This is a genomic window from Pseudomonas sp. FW305-3-2-15-C-LB1, assembly GCF_058787615.1.
Map to the genome: position 1 here is coordinate 201,685 of NZ_JBYSZX010000003.1, position 20,333 is coordinate 222,017.

A 20,333-nucleotide genomic window follows, 5' to 3' on the forward strand; every position below is an offset into this window, starting at 1 on the left:
CGCCGGATGGGGCTTTATAGGGAGCGATAACAAACCTCACCACAAGTTGGACTGCACCATGGCGAGGACAGGCCTTTTCAGTGAGGTCTACTGCGCGCTATTGCCGGGTGACTCCAACACCTTCACCACATCATCAATCACCGCCTTGCTCATCTCCTGCAAGTAATGCGAAGCCCAGGCATAACGGTCCGTCTCCCGCGTCATCGCCGCCTCTTCTGCGAGCAGCTTGGCGACATGGAGCAGGTCGGAAACATGGTGCAAGGCTTCATGCAGGGAAACACCGCTATTGACGCGGAACAGAGGTTGGTCGGAGTGAAAGGAGAAGGGGGTGACGCCGAGGGTGGTTAACGCAGACGGACTTGTAGCGGTCATTGGTAAAACTCCCATATCTGGTGAGAACTACCACATTCGTTATCAGGCGAATTGGGTGGCAGCTGTGCGCAGGCTGATAAACCGGAGATACAGGAACCCGGCAGACCCGAAGGTCTCCCACGCACAGCCGCCATTGCACGAAATGGTGGGCGAAAAAAAACGCCTGCAAATCGGGTTTTGGGGGCGCTTGGTGCGCCTGCATCTTGCCGGGTTATCAGGCCCGATCGCTGAATTGGCAGCGATGGAACGGAGGGTAGCGTGGTGGGACGTGGGGAGCAATCAGGAATATTGATGGGATGATTTTGAGGCCCTCATTAGGGGGTGTAGGGTGCTACTGAAATTATTGTTTTTATGGCTGGGTCATAATTATTGGCAGTTCATAATTTGGAATAAACGTGGAGATCGGGGGGGGTACAGAGGAAGGCGTTTAGCGGTCAGGGGCGGTCTGTTTTTTTCTACTGAGCATGGGGACCTGTGGGGTGAGAGCGTCCGTGTGGTGTTGGTGGGTTGTCGGCGAATGAAGCTAAACAGATTGTCCGTTTCCATCAGCTGGCTGACAGCGGGAGCTTGGATGTCATCACCGTAGGATTGCTTTTCGAAGGGACTGCAGATCCAGATGGTTTCTGTGAGGCAGGAGATTTGTTGGGGGCTGCGATGAAAGTCGGCCTTGAGCTGACTGACGAGGCAAGCAAAAAGAAGGGAGGTTTGGGGAAATGCGGGCTGTGTTTTTTTGAGTTTGGGCGTTTTCCCGAAAACCGCAGTATAGATTTTCAGTATTTTCCAAACTTCAGAAACCACAAATCCCCGCATCGGGAGCATCGAGAAGTGGTCACCAGGAGTCGAAGTCAATCATAATTTTCTGATTCTTATGGAATTTATTCCTAAGAGTTTTTCCTCTACATCTTAAACTACCCTTTGATGTCAAATTAAGCTATATCTTGTCTAGACAGACTGCTGGTTTCTGAATTTTGTTAGCGATATCTTGATTGGTTTTTGTGTTGTGCCTGAAATGGCTTATTGCTTTCAAGTGCCACGAAAAATTCAGAGGCTGTAGTTGATTGCCTTGGCTTATTTTGTTTGCCTATAACTTGAGTTTCGATGCTGCGATACTTAACTGTTTCGTAGGGGTGTACTCATTTCTTGTAGTGGTGTAAATGCCTTTTTCGGAGAATAAATACAGAGCAGACTTGGCTCTCGAAGAGATCACGTACAGCAGTCGTCTTGCCATGTAAGCGGAGTAACTCGGGCTCTTGCGTATTATTTCATCCCAGTGAGGTATTTTGCCTTCTAATAGCCCAGCGCATATAACAACTTCGTATTCGTCACCCTTAGTTGAATGGCATGTGGTTATTTTAATGCCTGTAGACTCGTTGAAATATTTAGAAATATTACTTGGGTCTCTGTCTATGCCATCTTTATTTATACGTTTCTCAGTCGATTTCACTAGTGACTCATATTGCTCAAGAAGTTCCCTATGGTTTTCTATCGATATGTTCAGGGCTGAGCAAAAAGTTTGGGTTAGCGATTGGATGTACCCAATGATGTCGGGCTCGTCAATAATAATTTTGTTAGAGGCTTTGAGCAGTGACCGGGCATTAAGGTTTTCGTTCATGCTTACCGATATTTCTTGCAAGTCCAGAAGTATCTCGCTGGCAAGTCGGGCTCTCCTGTTATAGTTTTTGTTGCTTGTTTTTATGTTGTGCAATCTGATTAATTTATACCATATGTTTTCATGGCAGTGCGGTATTGGAGATAATCCTGGTGCGTCAAATGGAATGTTTGGAAGGATCTTAGAAATTGCTCTGCCTATAGAAGTTACCTCGTACCATTGAGGGTGTAGGATTGCAATTTCGTTTGGTGAGACTCCTAGTGATAGGTGCTTTTGTACAATTTTGCTAATTGAGTTCGGCAAGTCGTCTCTAGTGGTGATTCTGTCATATGACAATGTTTCTGACGGGAAGTTATTATTTTGGAGGGATCTAATGGTAATGCTGTTATCTTGGAATTCGGAGTAAAAGTCTATAATTTGCTGTTTTGATCTAAAGCATCCCGATAGCGTCATTTCCTTTATGGTTTTGAGGGAAAACTCTTTGCATATCTCAATGCCATTTTTTACTACTGCACCTAGCCCTGTATAAATTGCTTGGTCTACGTCTCCGATTAAACATACTTTAGTATTGCCGTGTTTTAGAATCTCCCGCATTATGTCATATTGAGTTTGGTTGGTGTCCTGATACTCGTCTATAAATATTGAGTCAAACAGATGGGATAATCTGTGACCTATTGAAGGGTGACTGTTCAAAATCTCTGCAGCTGTGCTAAGTATCAGATCGAAATCAATCAGCTTGTGTGTTGAAAGGTGGCTGTGGTACAGCGCAGCTGCACGAATGGATTCGGGACTTAGTCCGATAGTTTGAATGGTTCCATCAGAGTTTAATTTTGTATTTATTTTATCGTAACTTTTTAGTTTTAGCTCTGCTCTAATAGAATCAAGTATTTCTTGGTATTCATACTGATCGAGTAACCTATACCCCTTGCAAGTTCGGGCAGAGTGGCCCCGGTATGGCTTTATTATCCACTCTAGACAAAACGAGTGGATAGTTCCTACCCAGAGATTATCCGATGGGATCGAAAATGCGTCCAGCCGATCAATGATTGTGTCTGCAGCTATGTTCGTATATGTAATGGCGACGAGGATTTTCTTGCGAAGATCATAACTCTGTAATTTGTGGGCAATTTTTGCTACTAAAGTCTTGGTTTTTCCGCTTCCTGGGCATGCAGTAAGCAAAAGGTTGTCGTCGTATGTGGCGGCAGTATACTGCTCTTTTGTGAGGTTTCTAAGAGGCATAGTTTACCCTCGAATCAAAACTGCGACTGGGTCATATGTAAAGTGGTTTGCAAATGTTGATGAGGTTCCATTTTGGCTTAAGTCTCCCACAGAGGTACGGTACTTCTCATAGTTCTTCAATGTGTCGCCAGACTTATAAAATTCAAGCCTGTAAGAGATCATTTTTTGCCATATTTCTTCGGCGGCGTGGCCCCGCAAAACATGGTGTAGAGCGTTAAGGATATATGTCGGCAAATAGAGGCAAGGATCAGACTTTTCAGATAAAAGCAGGGCGAACCATCCTTTGCCGACTTTATTGGCAAGCTTTAATATGTAGTGATTTCGTATAGACTCATCAGAGGATTTTAGGTGCTTCTCGTAAGCAGTTATGAATGCCTTTCGTTCGTAAATTAATGGTAGTACTGAGGTGAAAAGGGCCATGTTGTTAGGGTAAATTGCTGTCGCATTTATTAATTCTGTCTCGAAAGTATTTTTTGCATAGAATGCGCGCGTGTATAAATTCCCTGCTAAGGACGAGTTGAGTTCGTTCTGCCTTTGCAGGCCGTCTCTGTCAGCAGCAATCAAGTGGTCTATATCTTTCTTGTTTGCATATGAGTTCGGCGCTGTTAAGTATGCCTCATCTCTGTCAGTCAATATCGCACAGTAAGTGCGTAGTCGATCTTGATGAAAGAGATGTGAGACGTGTTTGAAAACCGTGCCGCCCATACTTACTAAGCTAATTCCAAGTTCGTCAAGTGATATGCCAGTGATTTTCTTGATTAAAATTGGTATTAGTATTTGCTCTGCTTCGCCTTCTACTAGGATAACTCCCTTGGCAAAAAGCAGAGTGCTCCTGATTGCGTCTAGGTAACGTTCAATTCGCGAAATCTCGCGCGGCTCTAGTCCATTCGACGGCTGATACACTTCGGATTTTGATTGCTTTCTCGATAATACGTTGACAGCAGAAATTTTCGAAACGGAACTTATCTGTGAAGAGTGAGTAGAGATGAATACTTGAGTATTTATATGGCTGACGTTTGAGAATAGTGTTTTTTTGATATGGGTATGAATATGTGCTTCTGGTTCTTCAATGAGTAAAAAGTGAGCTATTTTGTTATTTGAATCAACTTGTGCTTCGTATTCGTATAGCTTTAGTGCAAGATAGATTAAATTTGCACCTCCCAAGCTTAGATCTTCTAACTTTCCAGAGCCTAAGTACCCGTTGCTATCTTCGACCAATAGTCCAAGAGATTTTATTAGCTCTTCAAAGTCTTCAGGTAGATTAGAAGATATTTCTAGTGTGGGAGAGTAAGTATGGCCCACTGCGGCAAGCAAGGTTTTTCGAATTTTCGCACTTAAAGACTGTATTTCGACTAAGCCTGAAATAGTGGTGTTAACATCTTTGACTTTTGCAGTTATTAAGTGAGAGTTGGCAATTGTTTTGCTTTGTTTTGATAGAAGCTTTACAAGTGGGTTGCTGTTTGTGTACTTCATATCCGCAACAACGTTCCGTAAAGCCTTGACATATGTACATGAGATTTCCCGTATCAGTGAAAAATGTGGTGGTCTGATGTTTCCTATTATTGAGGCGTCTTCACTCTCAGGATCTGGGAAGATATAATTTGTAAAGTCTCCAGCGGTGGAGTTATAGACTCCGTCAGAAATTAAATCAGCTGCGGTTCTAGTGAATGCTGTGATCTCGTAATATTCCCGGTCAATACTGATTGTGCTCAAGTACTCTGTAATAGTTTGTTTCCGGCTATTAAGATCAATGATGGCTGATGTAATTTCGAAGAGCTTTTGGCGGATATGCTTTTTTGGTCTGTATACAAAAGTATATGTCCCCTTTGTGTTCTCGCCTCCAGGTAACAGACTATGATTGGCGAGTACGAGGTCTTCATCAGAATCACCCAGGTCAGCAAATTGCAAAGCAATTATTATCCAGTGGCCAGCGGGTGATCCTAGCCCTCTATAAAAATCTGAGCTAGTCAACTGACGCGCATTCATCGGCAAATTTTCATCAAGTACTAAGCGCATTGCATAGAATAAATTAGTTTTGCCTGCTGCATTTTCTCCTATTAAAGTATTGACTTCGTCTTTTATAAATTTAAATTTAGCTGATTCGAAGTTTCTGAAATTTTTAATTCCTATTTCTGTTATGTGCATCTTTAGTCCTTTATATGCTTTGAATGCTATGCGTTAACTATGTAGGCACTAGCTTCTCATGTGATTCAGTGACAGTTGTGCGTTTGATAAGCGACTGATGTCGTGGTGACACTATTTCCTATTCTGCATTTGGTCAAGCTCTTGTTGCGGCTGAGCCTCTACCCAGCTTCTTCCCGCTCTGCCACGATTTTGGTTTTTGAGGCATAGCGCTAGTTGACCTTGATGGTGCCTATCTCAACTGCTTTGACCAGTGGTCTCATGCAACTGTGCGAGATGAGGGGTAGTGAAACGGATGCACCGATTACTACCGATCTTAGCGACGGACAAATCTCCTCGGTTAGCAATTTAATACTCATTACCTCCCCAGTCGACGAACGATGATTTTTATTGTGAGTAGGTAAAAGTACTGCGTACGTTCACTACGGCCAGCGAGACGATGCTTAAGAGACAAAGTTATACGGAACAGGCGGCAGACCACCATTATTAAAACCATGCTCTGCCCCCTATTTTCCTGAGACGTTTATGTCGGCGCGGTGATTGGGGGTTGGCGAGACGAAAAAAGGCACTTATGCGGTTAACGGCAAGTGCCTTTTTGCGGATGTTGTGAAGGGCGACCTGGACCTACTGTCTTGAAATCAGTTGCTCAAACAAAAAGCCGGCACAGAGGCGAAAAAGCCTTGTGAAGACCTCTAACCTTCGCCAATCAACGCCCGCTCCTCCAACCAAATTTCCTGAACAAACTGATCCGTAATCGCATAGATCCCATGTCCGCGCCGCATGATGATGTTCTCCGCAACCAGTGCAATCACCACCGGTTGAATCTCCTCAACCCGAACCTCGCGACCGACCGTCTTCGAATACTCAGCCGCTGCGTCGATGGAGAAAATCCCACGGGCATCACCTTCCGTCGCTGCGATCTTGTTGAAAATCGCTTGAGCCAAACTGCCCAGTTGTTCAACTTTCTCAAGCTCAATGCTCGCCGCAGCGTACTGGCAATCACGGGTAGGAAAAGATCGGGATCACCGTCCTGCTGCATGAGTTGGCGAAGTACCTTGAGCATTTCTTCTGGTCGGTTACCCAGCGTATTGAACGCCTCGATAGCTGCGTCGAGGGAGGGCAGCTTTTCCTTCTTCACCGTCATCGCAAGTCGGTCGAGCAGGAACTCAACGGCCTCTGCAGTTCTTGCAGGGTTTTGTGGATGGCGTTGTGCGCGGGCATTGCCGGGTTGGCCAGCGTGTCGCTCCATAGGTCAACGTAAATGACTAGAGCGCCAGCTGCTTCCAGGGCGGCATCATGCAATTATCCCTTTTTATGGATACGCCATAATTATTGCCAGTTCATAATTTGGCATAAAGGCTGAAAGATGAGGCTTTGAGGCTGAAGTGGTGTTTTTTAAGGCGGAAAAGGATGGTTGAGGCGAGGGGCGGGGTGTGATTCAGCTATGAATACCCCAGAAACAACGAAGCCCTCACATTTCTGTGAGGGCTTCGTCTTATATGGTGCCGGCACCAGGAGTCGAACCCGGGACCTACTGATTACAAGTCAATTAAACATTCCATATAAATCAATCGGTTAGCACTTTTCTTGTTACGTGCGAGGCTACGTGAAAGCCGCGCATACCGGAGGCTTCTTGCTGCTTGTTACGTAGCCTAACCAACGCCATCCCGGTTTAGAAAGCAGGCGAGGCGGCGCTGATGGTTTTTGTAATCAAAACGGTAGGGCGGATATTTTTGAAAAATCTGGGAGCGTGTGGGGTATTTTTTGCAGCTTTCCATCAGACACTCTTACTGTTATTCCTGATGAGTCATAATCAACGAGCGACCCTAAGTCCACGCCGTTCAGCCACACAGTGTCTCCAGCATTAAAGGTCTCTCCATTGATAATGAAAGCTTCGCTTTCATTATCAAATCTCGGCACCTTGGACGTATAAGTAAATGTTCGCTTAGGTATGTTACGAGTGGGGGAAGCCTCGATTTCTGCTAGCCTTGACGATATATTTTTTAAAGACTGGAGTATTACGCTTGTATCATTTGACAGTTCAACTCGTTGGGGCAACACGGCGGGGCTAACGCCTAGTAGCTGGATCATAGAGTTGAAGTCATTAGGTTTTTCAGCTGTTTCAGCTACTGCGTTGCGAATGCTATCTTGTTCTTTTTGGACCTCGTCTATTCTCAAAGAGTGTCCATAATCGACGCACCTTAAGCCCTGAATATCGAAAATTCGAGGCGTTATATGATCTTTAATCAAGACCGTGGGCAGGTTAAATGCTTGTCGGACGCCTAGTTCATACAAGACGTTAGGATTTCGCCCGCTTAGATCGCATATTACTAAGTCGCTTTCCACAATTTTTCTTAAAATATCAATTATTATGTAGTTGCTCGCGGCAACCAGGTCCGCACGGTGAGGCGTATATCCAGCTTTGATACATGCAGGTTTAATTAAGTGTTCATAAACTCTCGTGAAATGGCCGGCGTCATAGCCATCCATATCCGCTATTGGCATGATAACGAAACACGTTTTGGTGTCTTGGGTTGCGTCGTTATGCTCGCTAGATTTTTGGTTCGTTGCTACAGGGTTTTTTTCTTTTTGAGTCATGATGAGTCCATTCTGTTGAAACTAAAGACAGGCTGAGCGATTTTAGGCTAGGTACCTTAAACGGATTGTATAATCTATTCCTGTGTGGGAACGATAGCTTTATCACGAGAAACTTCAGTTCGCGGACGGGTCGACGGTGGGGACGCTGTAGTCGTAAACGTCCATCATTTTAGGATCGCGGTGACCGCTGGCCTCTTGCTTATCCGCCCGATTACCCACCGTATCGGTGATGCCGCGTCGTTTTAGGTCGTGAAGGGCAAACCGTTGCTCAGGCGTAATGAACTCGTCCGTTAATGCCAGGGTGATGAAGCGTTGCCACGCCGTGTCCAAGCTGGTTTTGCGAAGTGGCCCACCGTGACTGGCCACTATGATGGTTCTACGTGACGGCGTGATCGGAACCGCAGTTTTGCGCTTGGCCCAAATCTTGTTCCGATAAGCTTTAGCGTTGTCCCAAGCTTCGCGCAGGCGTGGGGTCCAACGCACGATATTGTCCCGACTTCCTTTGCGGCGATTGGTCAGTATTCCGCTCACCAACTCGTTTTCGTCGGTGAGTGTCACAACCTCGATGCCGCGCAACCTGCAGAGGTAGGCCAGTTCCATGACGTAGCCAAGGTATTCGGGGCAACCGCCTTTCTCGTTGCGCTGCAGCAAACCTCTGGCAATTGCCCGGTCGATGAGAGCATCCATGACCAGGTGATTCGGCAGGCGGCGCTGTTTGCGCTCCACGGGCGCTTCAATGCCCAGGGCAGGGTTCACGTCTAGGAAACCCCGATTGCGGCCCCACTGCAGTACACCGCGTAGGTAGCGTAGAGCGTGAGCGGCTTTCGATGGCGTGCCTTCGTCCGCGAGTCGGTCAACGATCCGTTGCACCAGGGCAGAGGTGAATTTCCGAACAGCCAGATCCCCCAGCGGTTTTCCTAGCTTGGTGGGAATGTTCAGAAGCACATCGCGGGAGTAGCAATAATCGTCATGTGTTTTCGAACTGAGCTTCTTGTACCGATCGCTGTCGTGGAACTGCGCGCAAACGTAGCGGAGCGTTCCCCGGTCGACGTTGGAAGCCTCATCCATGATCACGTGCAGTTCTGCAAGCGAAACGCTAGCCGGCGCAATATTGCGCCGGCGCTGTGTACCCGTCTCGTCGCGATGAAGGGTGTAACGGCGCCGCTCATCCCACTGGCGCAGCAGACCTGTTCGGGATCGATGCGGAGGATGTCCAGGGCTCCATTAATGTAGCCGCGCAGATAGCCCGCTTGCTTAGACAGGATTTGGCTGGCCTCTCCTTCTTGGTAATCCCAATGTACTTCCCAGCGGGGGCCGTTCTTGATGACTTCAATTTTCGGAATGGGCGCGACGGTGCGTGACTTCGGCATGTTGTTCTCCAGATCAAAGTCACCAGGCGTAGTGAGCCTGATGTGCTGCCACTTAACGGCTGCTGAAAACTTTTCCAGGTACACCCCCTCCTGACATGTAAGCGGTGTAAGCGGGTCTAAAAATGCCCGAAAGGCGCCGTATTCATTAGGGATTCTCACTTACAGTCGTGTCGGCAAAAAGTGTAAGCCTGGAAATGTTTTCAAAAAAAACCTTTAAAAACAGTAGGTTGATGTCTTTCTCACTTACAGTCACAGACTGTATGGTGCCGACGCTGATCCGACAGTTTACTTACGGTTAAGGGATGGTCCTAAGACATTGAAATATAAGGATTTAAGAGAGATAAGTTCTCTCACTTACACTTCTTACGCACTTTTGATGGGCGCACCGGATAATTTTCCCACATGCGTATTGGGGAGGCTCGGCCCAAGCGTACACAGCAGCAACTCTGGATTTACCGGGCCATTAGCTGACACGTTCGACCATGAATGGAGGGCTCAGCGGGCTCTATGACGGATATTCCGAGTGGAGCGCTCAACCTCAAACGTGCTGATCAAAAAACACTGCGTTTGTGAAACTACGGGCCTCGAAATTGAGGCAGTTTATGAAGGAGGGCCGTACTTACGTCGATGGTTGCGGCTAAACCCATACCCCAGGAGAAAAGCAAAACTAGCCAGAAATAGCAGAATTACTAAGGATTTGGTTCCGCCTTCGAAAAAATCTATCACCCGTTCTGCGTAAGCCAATGTACCTCCAGCCAAGCAAACGATAGTGATCATCCGAACAGCTGTATCTACTTTGAGTCCATTTCTGGATCCTGCCATAAAGAAGAAAAAGCCGTACATCGACAAAGATAAGAAAACCAACGTAGCGGATGTGACTACGCGTCCGACCTGAGAGCTTTGCTTTGTCTGGTCTTCATAGACCACTTCCTTGACGCCTGCGATCCGTGCTCCTACCAAAAAGTCAGGCATACCGGAGCTTACGAGCGTGATCTTGATTTGATCTTTGGGATTCGACAGGAAGGCCGGAATTTTTAGCTTTCCATCTTCGAGTAGAATTTTTGCCGGTATGTCATCAGGCTCCGTGCCGGTGATTTGGGCAGATATCAGCTTCGAGTATCGTGAGCTCAGCATTATAGGAGTTTCAAAATCTGAGCTGGCTATAGGCTTAGAGCCAGTATTGATCAGCACGAGAGAGGAAATGTACGGCGACTTAATTTGCGTGCCATTCACCGTAATTTGTAGATCGTGAAGCTCTGAGTACACAGGCTCTTGCAGCCCGGAAGATGTAACGAGGCGTAGCGTAAGTGAGTGGCTGTTCAGTTCTGCTTGCGAGAAATAAAATGGTATTGCTAGGCCTACAACGCCTATAGCAAGCGTTGTGAAGTACTTCCAGTCCATTCCTAGCATTTTCATGCGCCCACTCTCCGTTCATAACGCGCCAGTTTTTTTCAACCTGCGTAGCCCCGTGTTTCCTTGTTTATGGGCATCGCTGTCGAAAGATCGGCTTCGACCTTGTTACGTGGTTTGTTACGTTTTCAGGAAAAAAAAAGGCCTGCATCGCTGCAAGCCTTTGATTTTAAATGGTGCCGGCACCAGGAGTCGAACCCGGGACCTACTGATTACAAGTCCAAACAGAAGGCCAGTACCCATTGGGGAAGAGCTTGGCGTCCATGATTTTCTGTCATATATGGGAAATGTGAGGCCTATTTTCCCGTTTGATGTGGACACTTTGTGGACACTTTTCCTGCTTTGGGCTTCGCGTGGCTTCGTGATATTTCACGGTGTGAAATCCGTCCTTCCCCCAGTTTAGGCTTGGTTTCCATTGCTTCGGAGCTGTCATTTCTGGGTATGCTCGCTTTCGCGAAATGCCTCAGACACGCCCCGTCGGCGGGAGGGGGAAAAGTGCTTTCTTGGGTATTTTTTTCTACGTCGAGAGAGTTATCACCCTTGCATTTCGTCGGCTGGATCAATATCAGGGTCATTGCACCAATATACTGTATGTATAAACAGTAATTGGTAGCCTTCCCTTGAGGAGTCTCGTCGATGAATGACCTCCCAGTGTCAAGATCTCTCACAACATGGTTGGCTCTACTGAATGATGAAGGTGCGTTGCTTTTGCACCCAGGACAGCACCATAAAAAATTGGTTGATGGAGCCAACGCGTTGCACCGGGCTCAGATAATTAATCAGGCTGACCTCGGTGATTTACTTGAGCAGGCAGACGGTGCCCTGGCTTATGCCGTGGAGGCTCTGCTGGATGAAGGCTATGGCGAGTAGGCAGGATTTTCCATGCATATGCTGATTACGCCTATGCGCTGCAAAGGCGTAGCTTTAACCGCGCAGGAACGGCGACGCTACAATGCAATCAGGGGTGACGTTCTGGTTTCTGCCAGCGCGTGTAACGAACTCGGCCGCAGCTCGAATGTTGCGTGTGTGCGGGTCGGTATGCCTTTGGAGCCAGAACCATTGCCCCGGCTGTTGGATGCGACGTTATCCGGGATGGCCCCGACAGGCTTTGTATTGAGCGGTATTGAGTACGTTGAAGGCTGCGCGTATGCGCAATCTTGGTGGTGCCGGCTAGGCTAGCTGCGGGAAGGACAGGATGGGAATTACCAGTAATCAGGTTTAACAGCTGGTTTCTTGCGTGTGGGTACCCGAGAGGGAAGTTGGTGATTTGCAAGTTCAACCTCGGTCACCACATGGCGCATCCAATCGGCATACTGCTTGAGGGAGCCAGGCACCGTGCGTTGGACGCCTTCGCGGTGCGGCAGAATGACCCCTATGCGAAGCTCAGGAAAATCCTCTCGAAGCGCTCTCAAAGCGGGTGTCATGTCCGTATCGCCAGAAACCAGGACGATTTGCTGAGTGCGCTCCTCAGGCGGTAAGCGTTCTTCGCGACATGCAAGGCGATACATACTGATGGCAATGTGAACGTCTGTCTCCTTTTCCTCTAGCTTCCAGACCTCGACTTGGTCTGCTCTGGAAGCAGGGGTTTCTTTATTGATGAAGCGCGGTGCCTTGCCTGACTCAAGCTGATGGCGTCCATAAAACACCTGTACATCGCGCGCAATCAAGGCACGTAGATACGAGTCTTGAGCTTCTTTGGATGCTATGCCGCGGCTGGCGAGTGATGGCTTCACGCCTGAGGTGAAGAAGCTGATGGCGTTGATTGTGTTGTCAGGATGCTCAACGCGAACGATATGTGACAGCAGAGAGGGGAGGTCGAGCCATTTGTATGGCGTGCCCGCTAGGAGGCCATAAAAGAGGTTGTATCCATCTACAAAGCAGGCTGTACGCAAGACTCAATCCTTAGAAACGAAAAAACCGGCACAAGGGCCGGTTTTTTCACCCCAACGGCCAGAGAACTGAATCGCTGCGTACGGGGCTGAGTAGTGGGATTAATGATGGGCATAGTTGCCGTCGATGTCAACTGCTTAGCTATTGCTAAGCTTCATCACTGCCAACCATCGAATAGCCGCAAACAAAAAAGAACCGGATACGCGGTAGCATGTCGCTACGGGCATTTTTACTCAATGTATGCCTTCAAGGCGAACGGCTGGAAATCGTGAGATCGTGTTACGAACTGCGATTGGTCTGTTTCGACAAGGTTGATTCATGGGCATTACAGATTGGGCCTCGATCACCGCGTGCGTAATCTCGGCAGCTGCATTCGGCCTTTCCTATTGGGCATGGGCACAGACACAAAACTCGATGAGCCTTTACTTAGGCAACGATGGAGCGGGTCTGTATCTGGACCTAACAAACAACAGTCCCCATGCTGTGACCGTTGTGGACTTCGGTGTTGTGAAGCCCGATGGACGTCGTTCGAGCTTTCAGGACGAGTTCGGGATGCGTTTACGCATTGATCCGAGAGATGTTTATGAGCTGCGAATTCCCGATGACGCTGTCAGACGCATTCGAATACTGAAGGGAGGCTCAAGTCGGTGGTGCTGCTACGTGCAACTGGCCACAGGCCAAAGGTTCTACGCAATCGGTCGTATCAAGCGTTCATGGTGGTGGTGCCATGGATGGGCGAATGGAAGCCGCCGAGCTTAGAGGGAGCGGAATTGATGAGCGGCGGCAGCCTCGTCCCGCTTAAATTTCCAACCCACACAGCTTTAGGAACTGTCTGGTATACCCACAAGCAGTGTCTGCCGATTATGGCTATTCCCTGGGCATTTGGACGCAAGAAGCGCTACCAAGACACCCCTATGCGGAATTTTCGACTCAATTCTTTCGATCGCTCTTGCGACATTCACCCTGTTTTTTCGACGTAGACCGAGCTTCCTGCATTTCCTCACGTGCTCGCACCGACAGGCGAGAGCTGTTCAGCCGGAGAAGTAGCTACGTTCATCTCCAATGAGATCGAATTCTTCATCGTCGGCCCGGTGAGGTTACGCGGTGATTTCAATTGCCAGACGAATGGTTGGCCGCTTAGGTATTCCGCACCAAGCGCCGGAGACGTTGATGAATAGTGCTTCGAAAACGTTTACGAATAGCTAAACAGATTCCTATCCCCCGCTACGGTGCTGAGTCAGGTGAACATTGCATTTGCAAAGTTACAAGAAAAGATAATAGTATGCGTGTAAGGTCGAATAAATCACTGGAGAGGTTGACACACGTGTCAACCGTGAATTCGCCTAAACCCAAACCGTGCACAGACGAGAAGCTACCTCCATTGACCTACGGAGGATTACCCATGAGCCAAAATCTATTCGAGCTTTTCACAGATGATCCTGTGGAATACAACATGAAGCACCTGAAAACCCAGCTTTTCATGGTGCTGATCGCGCTAATCCGCCAAAAAGGCTGGACGCAGTCTGCGGCTGCTCAAGAGCTGAGCATTACGAGGCCGCGCATGAGTAACCTATTCAAAGGATATTTAGAGAAGTTTTCTATCGATGCGCTGCTAGAGATGCTGGTGCGAATCGGCTACAAGGTAGATGCAGATTTCGATCCAGAAAATACAGCTCGACCGTTGGTGGTGAATCTGAAAAAAGCGGTGCTCTAAAACACCGCTGTCCTCACGCTTAGGCAGCTTTGGGTTCGTTTCTCAAAGCCTTCATGCGCTTTCCAACCACGTTTTTGATCTGCCGATCTTGTCCATTCGTGGTTTTCTCACAAGCATGCATCACTACAAGCTGCCCTGGCAGGCCGGTGTAGTAGATGCACCGCCATGCGGGGCTCCCGTTGATGCAGAGCTCATAGACTCCATGTCCCAAAGAACTCAGCGGGCTTGAATCACAGGTCAAGTCCTCGTTCGCTGCCTTGAGCTGCAGATTGAGGAGGAAGCGGTCTCGTTCCCTTGCGGGCAATTTGCTCATTTCCTTCAAAACCGACTTTTCAGGGTAGAAACTGATATGTAACGGTTTACGGCTGCTTTCGTTGATGTCGCGTTTTTTCTGGGCCACGGTGTGGGTCCCTCCAATGGATGGTTAAAGGCTTCAGGAAAGGTTTCATTGATACTTCCTCTTGATTTAGGTGGGTAAGAGAGCCAAACCAATAAACTGATTTGCCCGCTCCGACTTGCTTACTGGTTTGTCCAGTGGGCAAATCCCGTGTCGCCAAGGAGTTGGCTGACAGACAAGATGTTATCAGAAAATGTAACGGCGTGGTTCGAGTAGGTGCACTAGTTCAGTTGAACTTCACTATGTTTTTTTGAGCATCGAGTGGGGATCTTCATTGGACGCGATCAGTGAAATGTGCAGGGAAACGTTTTCTTTGATTTCGCCGGCCCTCAAGGCATGAGTAGAGAGCAAAGGGTCACTGCCTACTGCCTCTCGGAGTAGTCGACGTTTGCCTGACACTTTATGGATTAGCTGAGTCGACCATGTAGTGAGGTATGGTTTATTGCCATATCAACCTCCGCCCAACCCACTCCGCCACCTGCGTAACAACGGCATTTCCGGCACCAAAAGCCTCCGCAAGGTTGGCCGCATCCAATCCGAGGCAAACCCCATCATTTTCAGCCGTTCGCTGCCGCTCAACCATCTGACCCCATCCGTCCGGTTCAGCGACGAAAGTGGTACAGCCCATAGCGATCTGTGATCCGGCTTTGTTTGCCAATAAAGTATTGGCAGCCCAGGCATCCGCGGGCCGTGGCCAGTGCTGCGATTGAGACGCTGGAGATATTGCGTCCACTGGCGCGGCGTCAGCCAGGAGCTGGATGGGGGGCATTCGTCTATAACCCGCGACCAGGAATACGCGGCGACGTTGCTGGGGGACTCCGAAATATTGAGCATTAAGCACTCGCCAAAATCCCACATACCCGCAGTCCGCAAGGGCCCGGATGACTGTCTCAAAGTCGCGGCTATCGTTGACAGCGAGCAGGTTAACGACGTTCTCAAGGACCACCCAGCGAGGTTGTGTTTCCTTGAGGATTCGTATGACTTCCCAAAACAACCCGCTTCTCTCGCCTTGCAGTCCACGGGGTGCATGGCTGCCGGCGATGCTGATGTCCTGGCAGGGGAAGCCGGCGGTGATGACATCGACGGCAGACAGGTTGTGGGCCCCGCACTCGCGCACGTCTTCAAATTGGCGTGCATGGGGAAATCGATCGGCAAGCACAGCCCGGTTGATGGGGTTGAGCTCGACTTGCCAGGCGGTGCGGTATCCGGCGTTTTCAAATCCGACATCAAAGCCTCCTATGCCTGCGAACAGGCTCCCAATGGTGGGTTGCTGCATTCGTGAACTCGTTGTTCTGGATGCTCGCGGCATGCTGATGGGAGGCTCTGGGCCTTCAAGTGGTTGAATGTCCGACAGCGCGGGCACTTGATCTGTAATTCATCGAAACCGCGAACAAGAGCGAGCTTGCGTGCGCAGTGGCCGCAGCGTAATGCCTGCATTAAATGCACCGATATTGATATATGAATTATTTCGAAACGTTCTTTGAAACTGTCATTTCTCACAGGTTACGGGGTGTTATCGGGTGGGCAAAAATAGGCTTTCATGTATTGTGAGGAAACCAGAAATGGAAAAAGTGATTAAGGTGATAAACGTTCCAGGTACAGAGACTCCGGCGCATGTGGGGGAGTTACTCCAATCAAGGCATAAAGGAGTAATGTTTGGACTGTCGGCGAAGGATGTATATGACGACTCATATGACTACTCCTATAGACTCTCGGGGGGGGATAACCTAGTCAACTCTATTGCTGACGTTATTGACTATTTGGATCTTGTTATCAAGGCGCGGTAAATATCCGGGAATTGCTCTATGTATTGATGGTGATTTCATTGAGTTTTGTCATTTTGTGTTTGAGCATTGTTTGGATTTCAATGAAATCATTGGCGTTGTCGGGTGGTGGGGTTAGACCATGCTTGTGCGACGCGATGGAACTATTCATTTGATCTACTAGTTCAAAAAGATCAAGCAACACCTGTAGCACGTTTATATCTTTAGATCCTAACCAGGTTTTGGGTGAAACGAGGTGTTGTTTGATCGCCGCCACGCTTTCCCGCATACCAAGGATCTTCTCCTGCATGTCGCCAGCGATGGTCGCGTTGTGTTTTTGGCCGACCACCAGGTTCAAATCCCGCCCGGTAGCCATGTGCAGGTCATCAACCGCCGCCAGGCTGGCCGACCCGCCTGACAGCAACTTCAACGCGCCCAACGCCTCGACGGTCTTTATCCCCCCAACCGATTCCGTACTGTGGTCGTCCACCTCCACGATGCTGACCTGATACCGTTCTGCATTCTCAAGCGCCTGCACCTGGCGCTCGCTGGCCCGGTCCGTAATCGTCGCGTCTGTCACTCGCAACCAATTCCCCTCGGCGTCGGCCCGCTGTTGCACCGCCTCACTGTGCTGCCAAACCTGATCCCCCTTCGGCACCCGGGGCAGGCTCAACCCATGCGGCAAGATCTGCAAAATGAACGGCTTGTTCGGCAGCCCATAGGCAAAGCTGACCACCACGACGGTGCCTTCCTGGGGGAATCCATAGAAGCCCATCTCGGCACCGCCGCCGGGAACGGGCAGCGCAACGCCCAGCAGATGGGGTAGATCAGCATTCACTTCACCGTCCGGCCCCAGCACTTCAAGGTCGACGGCATAGCGCGGGCGGAAGTCGTCACACAGTCCAGCCTCTAAAGGTGGATCGGCAACGGCCAGCACCCGGGCAAAACGGGGAAGGTGATAGGCGCCGGCTAATTCCGGGAAGCGCCTTTCGACAATGCGGGTTACGGCTTCTTCCACTTGAGCACCATTTGCGTGCCGGTCAGCGTCACAGCGGTGATGCGCTGACCGTGGTTGATCATTGCGCCAGGGCGCAGGCCGGGTAGGGCGGCGATCTCGGCGCTTTGGTTGCCTTGGCAGCTGTCGAACAGCTCAACGGGCAGTTGCAGCGCCGGGCGCAGGCCCCAGTAACTGTCGGCCCAACTGCCAATGAACACCTCGCCGTCGCCCTGTTGATGCCAGATAAAATCGGGGATGTTGAACACCTGGGCCAGGCTGTCCATGGCTTGAACGCCGCCGCCCAGGGAATAGAAGTAGGGCACGCGCACCCGTGCGTACGGCGCATCTGGCACCCGAAAGCGCAGACCGGTCACGCGGCTGACCTCGACCAGTACGGCGCGAAGGTCCACATGCCGCAAGGCCATGGGCAATGGGTAGTCGAGTACTGCCGCGACCTCCCGGCAGAACAGCACCTGTTCCTGGCTATTGGCTGTGGTGCAGCGCTCTACATAGCCGACGAAGTGCCGGTGAAGTGGCTTGTCGTTGTAGCCCAGGTCGAGCGTCACCAGTCCGCGCTGGGCAGTGGGGGATTTGATCGTGAAGCTGGCACGGCCTGGGGTGCGCAGCTCCAGCCTGACATCGTGCTGTACCAGGTCAAAGGGTTGGCCGTTTATCCTTACCATTATATGGGGCTTCAAGAGATGGGCCCCACATAGTCGTCCACGCGCTTCAAGATCCGCTCAAACCCGCTTAACTCGGGCGCATCCGGTTCTCTCGATGGCGCAGCCACGCTGTCCCCGGTGCCGCCTTGCTGTTGCACGTTTTTATCAGGCCGACGCGTTTCCACCCGCTCAGGATTCGACAACCGCTCAGTCAACGTAAACTGCACCCGCCACGCGGCCAGGCTGTCATCCTCCCGCGCGGTAATCGTGTCGCTGAACGTCACCTGCCGTACGCCGAACGCCTCGGCCGTGTCATTGACCACCCGATAGGTTTTGAGCTGCCCGCCACTCGCCGTGGCTTCCGCCAAGCGCATGACCTCCACCAGATGCTGCCGATCGCGATAAGGAATCAACAGTGAAACCGTCAGTGCCTTGGGCTTGAAGCCCTTATGCGCGCTGTCGGTGTTGCTGGTCTGCCCCGACAGATCGCCGCTCTCGATCCGCAGGTTGGCCGTGACCTTCAACGATTTGCCGTTGATCTTCTGACCATCGAGCAGCAGCGTCATAGGCCCACCAGCTCCTGCACGAAGCTCAACCCATCCTTCGGCCCGACCAACAGCAGCCCCGCGCACAGCACCCATTCATGGCCGGGCGCTGCGTCGGACAACAACTGCCGGCGCAATTCGCCGCCACTTCCCGGGCCAATCAAGCGGGCGACCATGGCCGTATCCGGCCTTGGATTGGCCAACTGCATCTGCAGATCCTTCAACTGCTGATCCCGCGCCGCCGCTTGCCCTGCCTTACGGGCAGCAAGCGCAGACAAATCCGCCAGCGGTGAACTGTCCGCCGTGTAGCTTTCCAGCGCGGCCAACTGCCCCGACAGCGAACGCTTCGCCGCCTGGGTAATGGTGCAGCGTTCCAACGGCAAGGTGCCCCAGCTCGGTAGCGCGGCGGCGGTAGGCAACTCCCATTTTTCCGTCTCAAGCTGAGATAGGTACCGTGCTCGTTTCTCGGCGCGCTGCAACTCCGGTATCGGCATTAAGGTATTGAACCGGGCCAGCGCGTTAGCCAGCTGCTTATAGTGGGTGGTTAAAAACATCAACGCCAACGCGTGACCGCCAGCCCTGTCCAGCAGCTTGTCGGCCAGCAACTGCAACAGGTTCGGTGCAGACAAAAAACGCTGATACCCACGGCCCTGTCCAACACCGCTTTGAAACGGCGTAATCACCATGCAGGCGGGCGCCTGCCCCATCTGCCCGGCCATGGCAGCACGCCCGGCGGTGACGGCAGCTTTTGCAGCGGGCCCAACCGGGCCTGGGTTGGTGATCGCCAAACCATCCAGTTCAGCAAGGCGCTTGGCAGTGCTTTCCAGCTCAGTGCCGGCCATCGTTTTCGCCGGCCCCAGATCGTCCATCCACTTTGTTGCTTGAGCAGGCCAACGCATGGCCACTGGCGCCCAGGTCACTCTGGCACGCCCCACTCAATGGCCTGCATCGCCGCCAAGTCTTTATCAGTGAGGGTTTTTGCCAATGCCCGTTTCAACACGTCGGCGTGCTGCAGCGCGGTTTGCTTATGCTTGAGCAGGTGCAGGCCCACGGCATAGAGTTGATCGTCGGTATGGTCGCGGTAGGTCTTCTGTTCGTCATCACCGTAGCAAGGGTAAGGCGCGTCCAGCCCGCTCAAAACCAGCCCCGTCAGGTTCAGTTGGTCCTCTATCGCGCTGTCGTAACGGTAAGTTTGCCCCAGGGCGTCAGAGGTAAAACCGGAGGCGATCAGTGCGGCGCAGCGGCTGTTGATCATCTCCAGCTTCTGCGGATACAGCCGAGCCAGCACTGTGTCCAGGTCGTCGACCCAACGGCCGTTTTTCCATACCTGCCCTGGTTGCGGGCGCAGCACGGTATAGCCGTTGGGGATAGGCCCTACGCCGGTTAACGTCAGCGGCTCGCGGGTACTGGTGTGGTAGACGATCAACCCATTGAAGTAGTCCAGCAATTGCCAGCGCTTGCCGTTCCAGTGCTGGATTTTGTCTTCAGGCGCCTCGGGTGGGGCCACTTCTACACAGCCACCTGGCATCAGGAACACACCCGGCTCCAGCGGGGACTCATCGGCGGTGACGGGGCCCACATACAGGCCCAGGTGGTTGGTTTGGTACACGGTTTTGGTCAGCATG

The 20,333-nt window shown here is 50.7% G+C and carries 20 protein-coding genes and 1 pseudogene; 4 read left to right on the forward strand and 17 right to left on the reverse strand.

Annotation, left to right across the window (positions count from 1 at the left end):
- Nucleotides 1–87: 87 nt before the first annotated feature.
- A complete protein-coding gene (locus AC3WP7_RS07680; protein WP_092248453.1) occupies nucleotides 88–372 on the reverse strand; it encodes a DUF3077 domain-containing protein in 285 nt (94 codons plus the stop codon).
- A 507-nt stretch (nucleotides 373–879) separates the two neighbouring features.
- Here AC3WP7_RS07680 and AC3WP7_RS07685 point away from each other — a divergent pair.
- Nucleotides 880–1,227, forward strand: a complete 348-nt coding sequence (locus AC3WP7_RS07685) for a hypothetical protein (protein WP_146012672.1) — start codon at nucleotides 880–882, stop codon at nucleotides 1,225–1,227.
- Nucleotides 1,228–1,453: 226 nt separating this feature from the next.
- On the opposite strand, the gene AC3WP7_RS07690 is transcribed toward AC3WP7_RS07685, so the two are convergent.
- The 7 genes and pseudogenes from AC3WP7_RS07690 to AC3WP7_RS07720 all read right to left on the reverse strand — a co-directional run bounded on the left by AC3WP7_RS07690 (nucleotide 1,454) and on the right by AC3WP7_RS07720 (nucleotide 10,746).
- Nucleotides 1,454–3,220 carry a UvrD-helicase domain-containing protein gene (locus tag AC3WP7_RS07690; RefSeq protein ID WP_102591447.1) on the reverse strand — a complete coding sequence of 589 codons (1,767 nt, stop codon included), beginning with the start codon at nucleotides 3,218–3,220 and terminating at the stop codon, nucleotides 1,454–1,456.
- A gap of 3 nt (nucleotides 3,221–3,223) precedes the next feature.
- Nucleotides 3,224–5,365, reverse strand: a complete 2,142-nt coding sequence (locus tag AC3WP7_RS07695; RefSeq protein ID WP_102591448.1) for an ATP-dependent nuclease — start codon at nucleotides 5,363–5,365, stop codon at nucleotides 3,224–3,226.
- Nucleotides 5,366–6,054: 689 nt separating this feature from the next.
- Nucleotides 6,055–6,533: pseudogene (locus AC3WP7_RS07700) on the reverse strand (ATP-binding protein); the annotation flags it as partial.
- A 539-nt stretch (nucleotides 6,534–7,072) separates the two neighbouring features.
- Nucleotides 7,073–7,960: a hypothetical protein gene (locus AC3WP7_RS07705; RefSeq protein ID WP_146012673.1), complete on the reverse strand. Its 888-nt coding sequence runs from the start codon at nucleotides 7,958–7,960 to the stop codon at nucleotides 7,073–7,075.
- A 114-nt stretch (nucleotides 7,961–8,074) separates the two neighbouring features.
- On the reverse strand, nucleotides 8,075–9,028 hold the full coding sequence (locus AC3WP7_RS07710; protein ID WP_102591449.1) for a site-specific integrase: 954 nt from the start codon (nucleotides 9,026–9,028) through the stop codon (nucleotides 8,075–8,077).
- 2 nt (nucleotides 9,029–9,030) lie between these two features.
- Entirely contained in the window at nucleotides 9,031–9,414 is a 384-nt protein-coding gene (locus tag AC3WP7_RS07715; RefSeq protein ID WP_102591450.1) for a hypothetical protein, read from the reverse strand.
- Nucleotides 9,415–9,930: 516 nt separating this feature from the next.
- Nucleotides 9,931–10,746, reverse strand: coding sequence for a hypothetical protein (locus tag AC3WP7_RS07720; protein ID WP_102591451.1), 816 nt, complete (start codon nucleotides 10,744–10,746; stop codon nucleotides 9,931–9,933).
- Nucleotides 10,747–11,376: 630 nt separating this feature from the next.
- Between AC3WP7_RS07720 and AC3WP7_RS07725 the strand changes: the two genes are divergently transcribed.
- Both AC3WP7_RS07725 and AC3WP7_RS07730 read left to right on the forward strand, forming a co-directional pair.
- Complete coding sequence (locus AC3WP7_RS07725) at nucleotides 11,377–11,610, forward strand: hypothetical protein (RefSeq protein WP_102591452.1); 234 nt, start codon at nucleotides 11,377–11,379, stop codon at nucleotides 11,608–11,610.
- Between the two features lie 12 nt (nucleotides 11,611–11,622).
- Nucleotides 11,623–11,919, forward strand: a complete 297-nt coding sequence (locus AC3WP7_RS07730; RefSeq protein WP_102591453.1) for a hypothetical protein — start codon at nucleotides 11,623–11,625, stop codon at nucleotides 11,917–11,919.
- 23 nt (nucleotides 11,920–11,942) lie between these two features.
- On the opposite strand, the gene AC3WP7_RS07735 is transcribed toward AC3WP7_RS07730, so the two are convergent.
- Nucleotides 11,943–12,632, reverse strand: coding sequence for an NYN domain-containing protein (locus AC3WP7_RS07735; RefSeq protein ID WP_102591454.1), 690 nt, complete (start codon nucleotides 12,630–12,632; stop codon nucleotides 11,943–11,945).
- A gap of 1,400 nt (nucleotides 12,633–14,032) precedes the next feature.
- Here AC3WP7_RS07735 and AC3WP7_RS07740 point away from each other — a divergent pair.
- A complete protein-coding gene (locus AC3WP7_RS07740) occupies nucleotides 14,033–14,344 on the forward strand; it encodes a helix-turn-helix domain-containing protein (protein ID WP_102591455.1) in 312 nt (103 codons plus the stop codon).
- A gap of 19 nt (nucleotides 14,345–14,363) precedes the next feature.
- Here the strand turns inward: AC3WP7_RS07740 and AC3WP7_RS07745 are convergent, their stop codons facing one another.
- The 8 genes from AC3WP7_RS07745 to AC3WP7_RS07780 form a co-directional block, all read right to left on the reverse strand.
- Complete coding sequence (locus tag AC3WP7_RS07745) at nucleotides 14,364–14,744, reverse strand: type II toxin-antitoxin system RelE/ParE family toxin (RefSeq protein ID WP_102591456.1); 381 nt, start codon at nucleotides 14,742–14,744, stop codon at nucleotides 14,364–14,366.
- A gap of 436 nt (nucleotides 14,745–15,180) precedes the next feature.
- Nucleotides 15,181–16,017 (reverse strand): DNA cytosine methyltransferase, encoded by an 837-nt coding sequence (locus AC3WP7_RS07750; RefSeq protein WP_102591457.1) that lies wholly within the window; start codon nucleotides 16,015–16,017, stop codon nucleotides 15,181–15,183.
- Nucleotides 15,978–16,178 (reverse strand): zinc finger domain-containing protein, encoded by a 201-nt coding sequence (locus AC3WP7_RS07755; RefSeq protein WP_102591458.1) that lies wholly within the window; start codon nucleotides 16,176–16,178, stop codon nucleotides 15,978–15,980. Before AC3WP7_RS07755 ends, AC3WP7_RS07750 begins: the two co-directional genes overlap by 40 nt.
- Nucleotides 16,179–16,544: 366 nt before the next feature.
- Nucleotides 16,545–17,522, reverse strand: coding sequence for a hypothetical protein (locus AC3WP7_RS07760; RefSeq protein ID WP_102591460.1), 978 nt, complete (start codon nucleotides 17,520–17,522; stop codon nucleotides 16,545–16,547).
- The gene (locus AC3WP7_RS07765; RefSeq protein ID WP_371914791.1) at nucleotides 17,507–18,184 is read right to left on the reverse strand and encodes a hypothetical protein; all 678 of its coding nucleotides are present in this window, start codon (nucleotides 18,182–18,184) and stop codon (nucleotides 17,507–17,509) included. Before AC3WP7_RS07765 ends, AC3WP7_RS07760 begins: the two co-directional genes overlap by 16 nt.
- 11 nt (nucleotides 18,185–18,195) lie before the next feature.
- Nucleotides 18,196–18,729, reverse strand: a complete 534-nt coding sequence (locus tag AC3WP7_RS07770) for a baseplate complex protein (RefSeq protein ID WP_102591461.1) — start codon at nucleotides 18,727–18,729, stop codon at nucleotides 18,196–18,198.
- A complete protein-coding gene (locus AC3WP7_RS07775) occupies nucleotides 18,726–19,628 on the reverse strand; it encodes a hypothetical protein (protein ID WP_102591462.1) in 903 nt (300 codons plus the stop codon). Before AC3WP7_RS07775 ends, AC3WP7_RS07770 begins: the two co-directional genes overlap by 4 nt.
- Nucleotides 19,625–20,332, reverse strand: coding sequence for a DUF4376 domain-containing protein (locus AC3WP7_RS07780; protein WP_102591463.1), 708 nt, complete (start codon nucleotides 20,330–20,332; stop codon nucleotides 19,625–19,627). Before AC3WP7_RS07780 ends, AC3WP7_RS07775 begins: the two co-directional genes overlap by 4 nt.
- Between the last annotated feature and the right edge of the window lies 1 nt (nucleotide 20,333).

Bases quoted from the DNA above. Each gene is read 5' to 3' on its own strand.
- AC3WP7_RS07690 (WP_102591447.1), bottom strand. From the start codon at position 3,220: ATGCCTCTTAGAAACCTCACAAAAGAGCAGTATACTGCCGCCACATAC.
- AC3WP7_RS07750 (WP_102591457.1), bottom strand. From the start codon at position 16,017: ATGCAGCAACCCACCATTGGGAGCCTGTTCGCAGGCATAGGAGGCTTT.
- AC3WP7_RS07765 (WP_371914791.1), bottom strand. From the start codon at position 18,184: ATGGTAAGGATAAACGGCCAACCCTTTGACCTGGTACAGCACGATGTC.
- AC3WP7_RS07725 (WP_102591452.1), top strand. From the start codon at position 11,377: ATGAATGACCTCCCAGTGTCAAGATCTCTCACAACATGGTTGGCTCTA.
- AC3WP7_RS07705 (WP_146012673.1), bottom strand. From the start codon at position 7,960: ATGACTCAAAAAGAAAAAAACCCTGTAGCAACGAACCAAAAATCTAGC.
- AC3WP7_RS07740 (WP_102591455.1), top strand. From the start codon at position 14,033: ATGAGCCAAAATCTATTCGAGCTTTTCACAGATGATCCTGTGGAATAC.
- AC3WP7_RS07755 (WP_102591458.1), bottom strand. From the start codon at position 16,178: ATGCAGGCATTACGCTGCGGCCACTGCGCACGCAAGCTCGCTCTTGTT.
- AC3WP7_RS07695 (WP_102591448.1), bottom strand. From the start codon at position 5,365: ATGCACATAACAGAAATAGGAATTAAAAATTTCAGAAACTTCGAATCA.
- AC3WP7_RS07720 (WP_102591451.1), bottom strand. From the start codon at position 10,746: ATGAAAATGCTAGGAATGGACTGGAAGTACTTCACAACGCTTGCTATA.
- AC3WP7_RS07730 (WP_102591453.1), top strand. From the start codon at position 11,623: ATGCATATGCTGATTACGCCTATGCGCTGCAAAGGCGTAGCTTTAACC.
- AC3WP7_RS07770 (WP_102591461.1), bottom strand. From the start codon at position 18,729: ATGACGCTGCTGCTCGATGGTCAGAAGATCAACGGCAAATCGTTGAAG.
- AC3WP7_RS07710 (WP_102591449.1), bottom strand. From the start codon at position 9,028: ATGGATGAGGCTTCCAACGTCGACCGGGGAACGCTCCGCTACGTTTGC.
- AC3WP7_RS07680 (WP_092248453.1), bottom strand. From the start codon at position 372: ATGACCGCTACAAGTCCGTCTGCGTTAACCACCCTCGGCGTCACCCCC.
- AC3WP7_RS07780 (WP_102591463.1), bottom strand. From the start codon at position 20,332: ATGCTGACCAAAACCGTGTACCAAACCAACCACCTGGGCCTGTATGTG.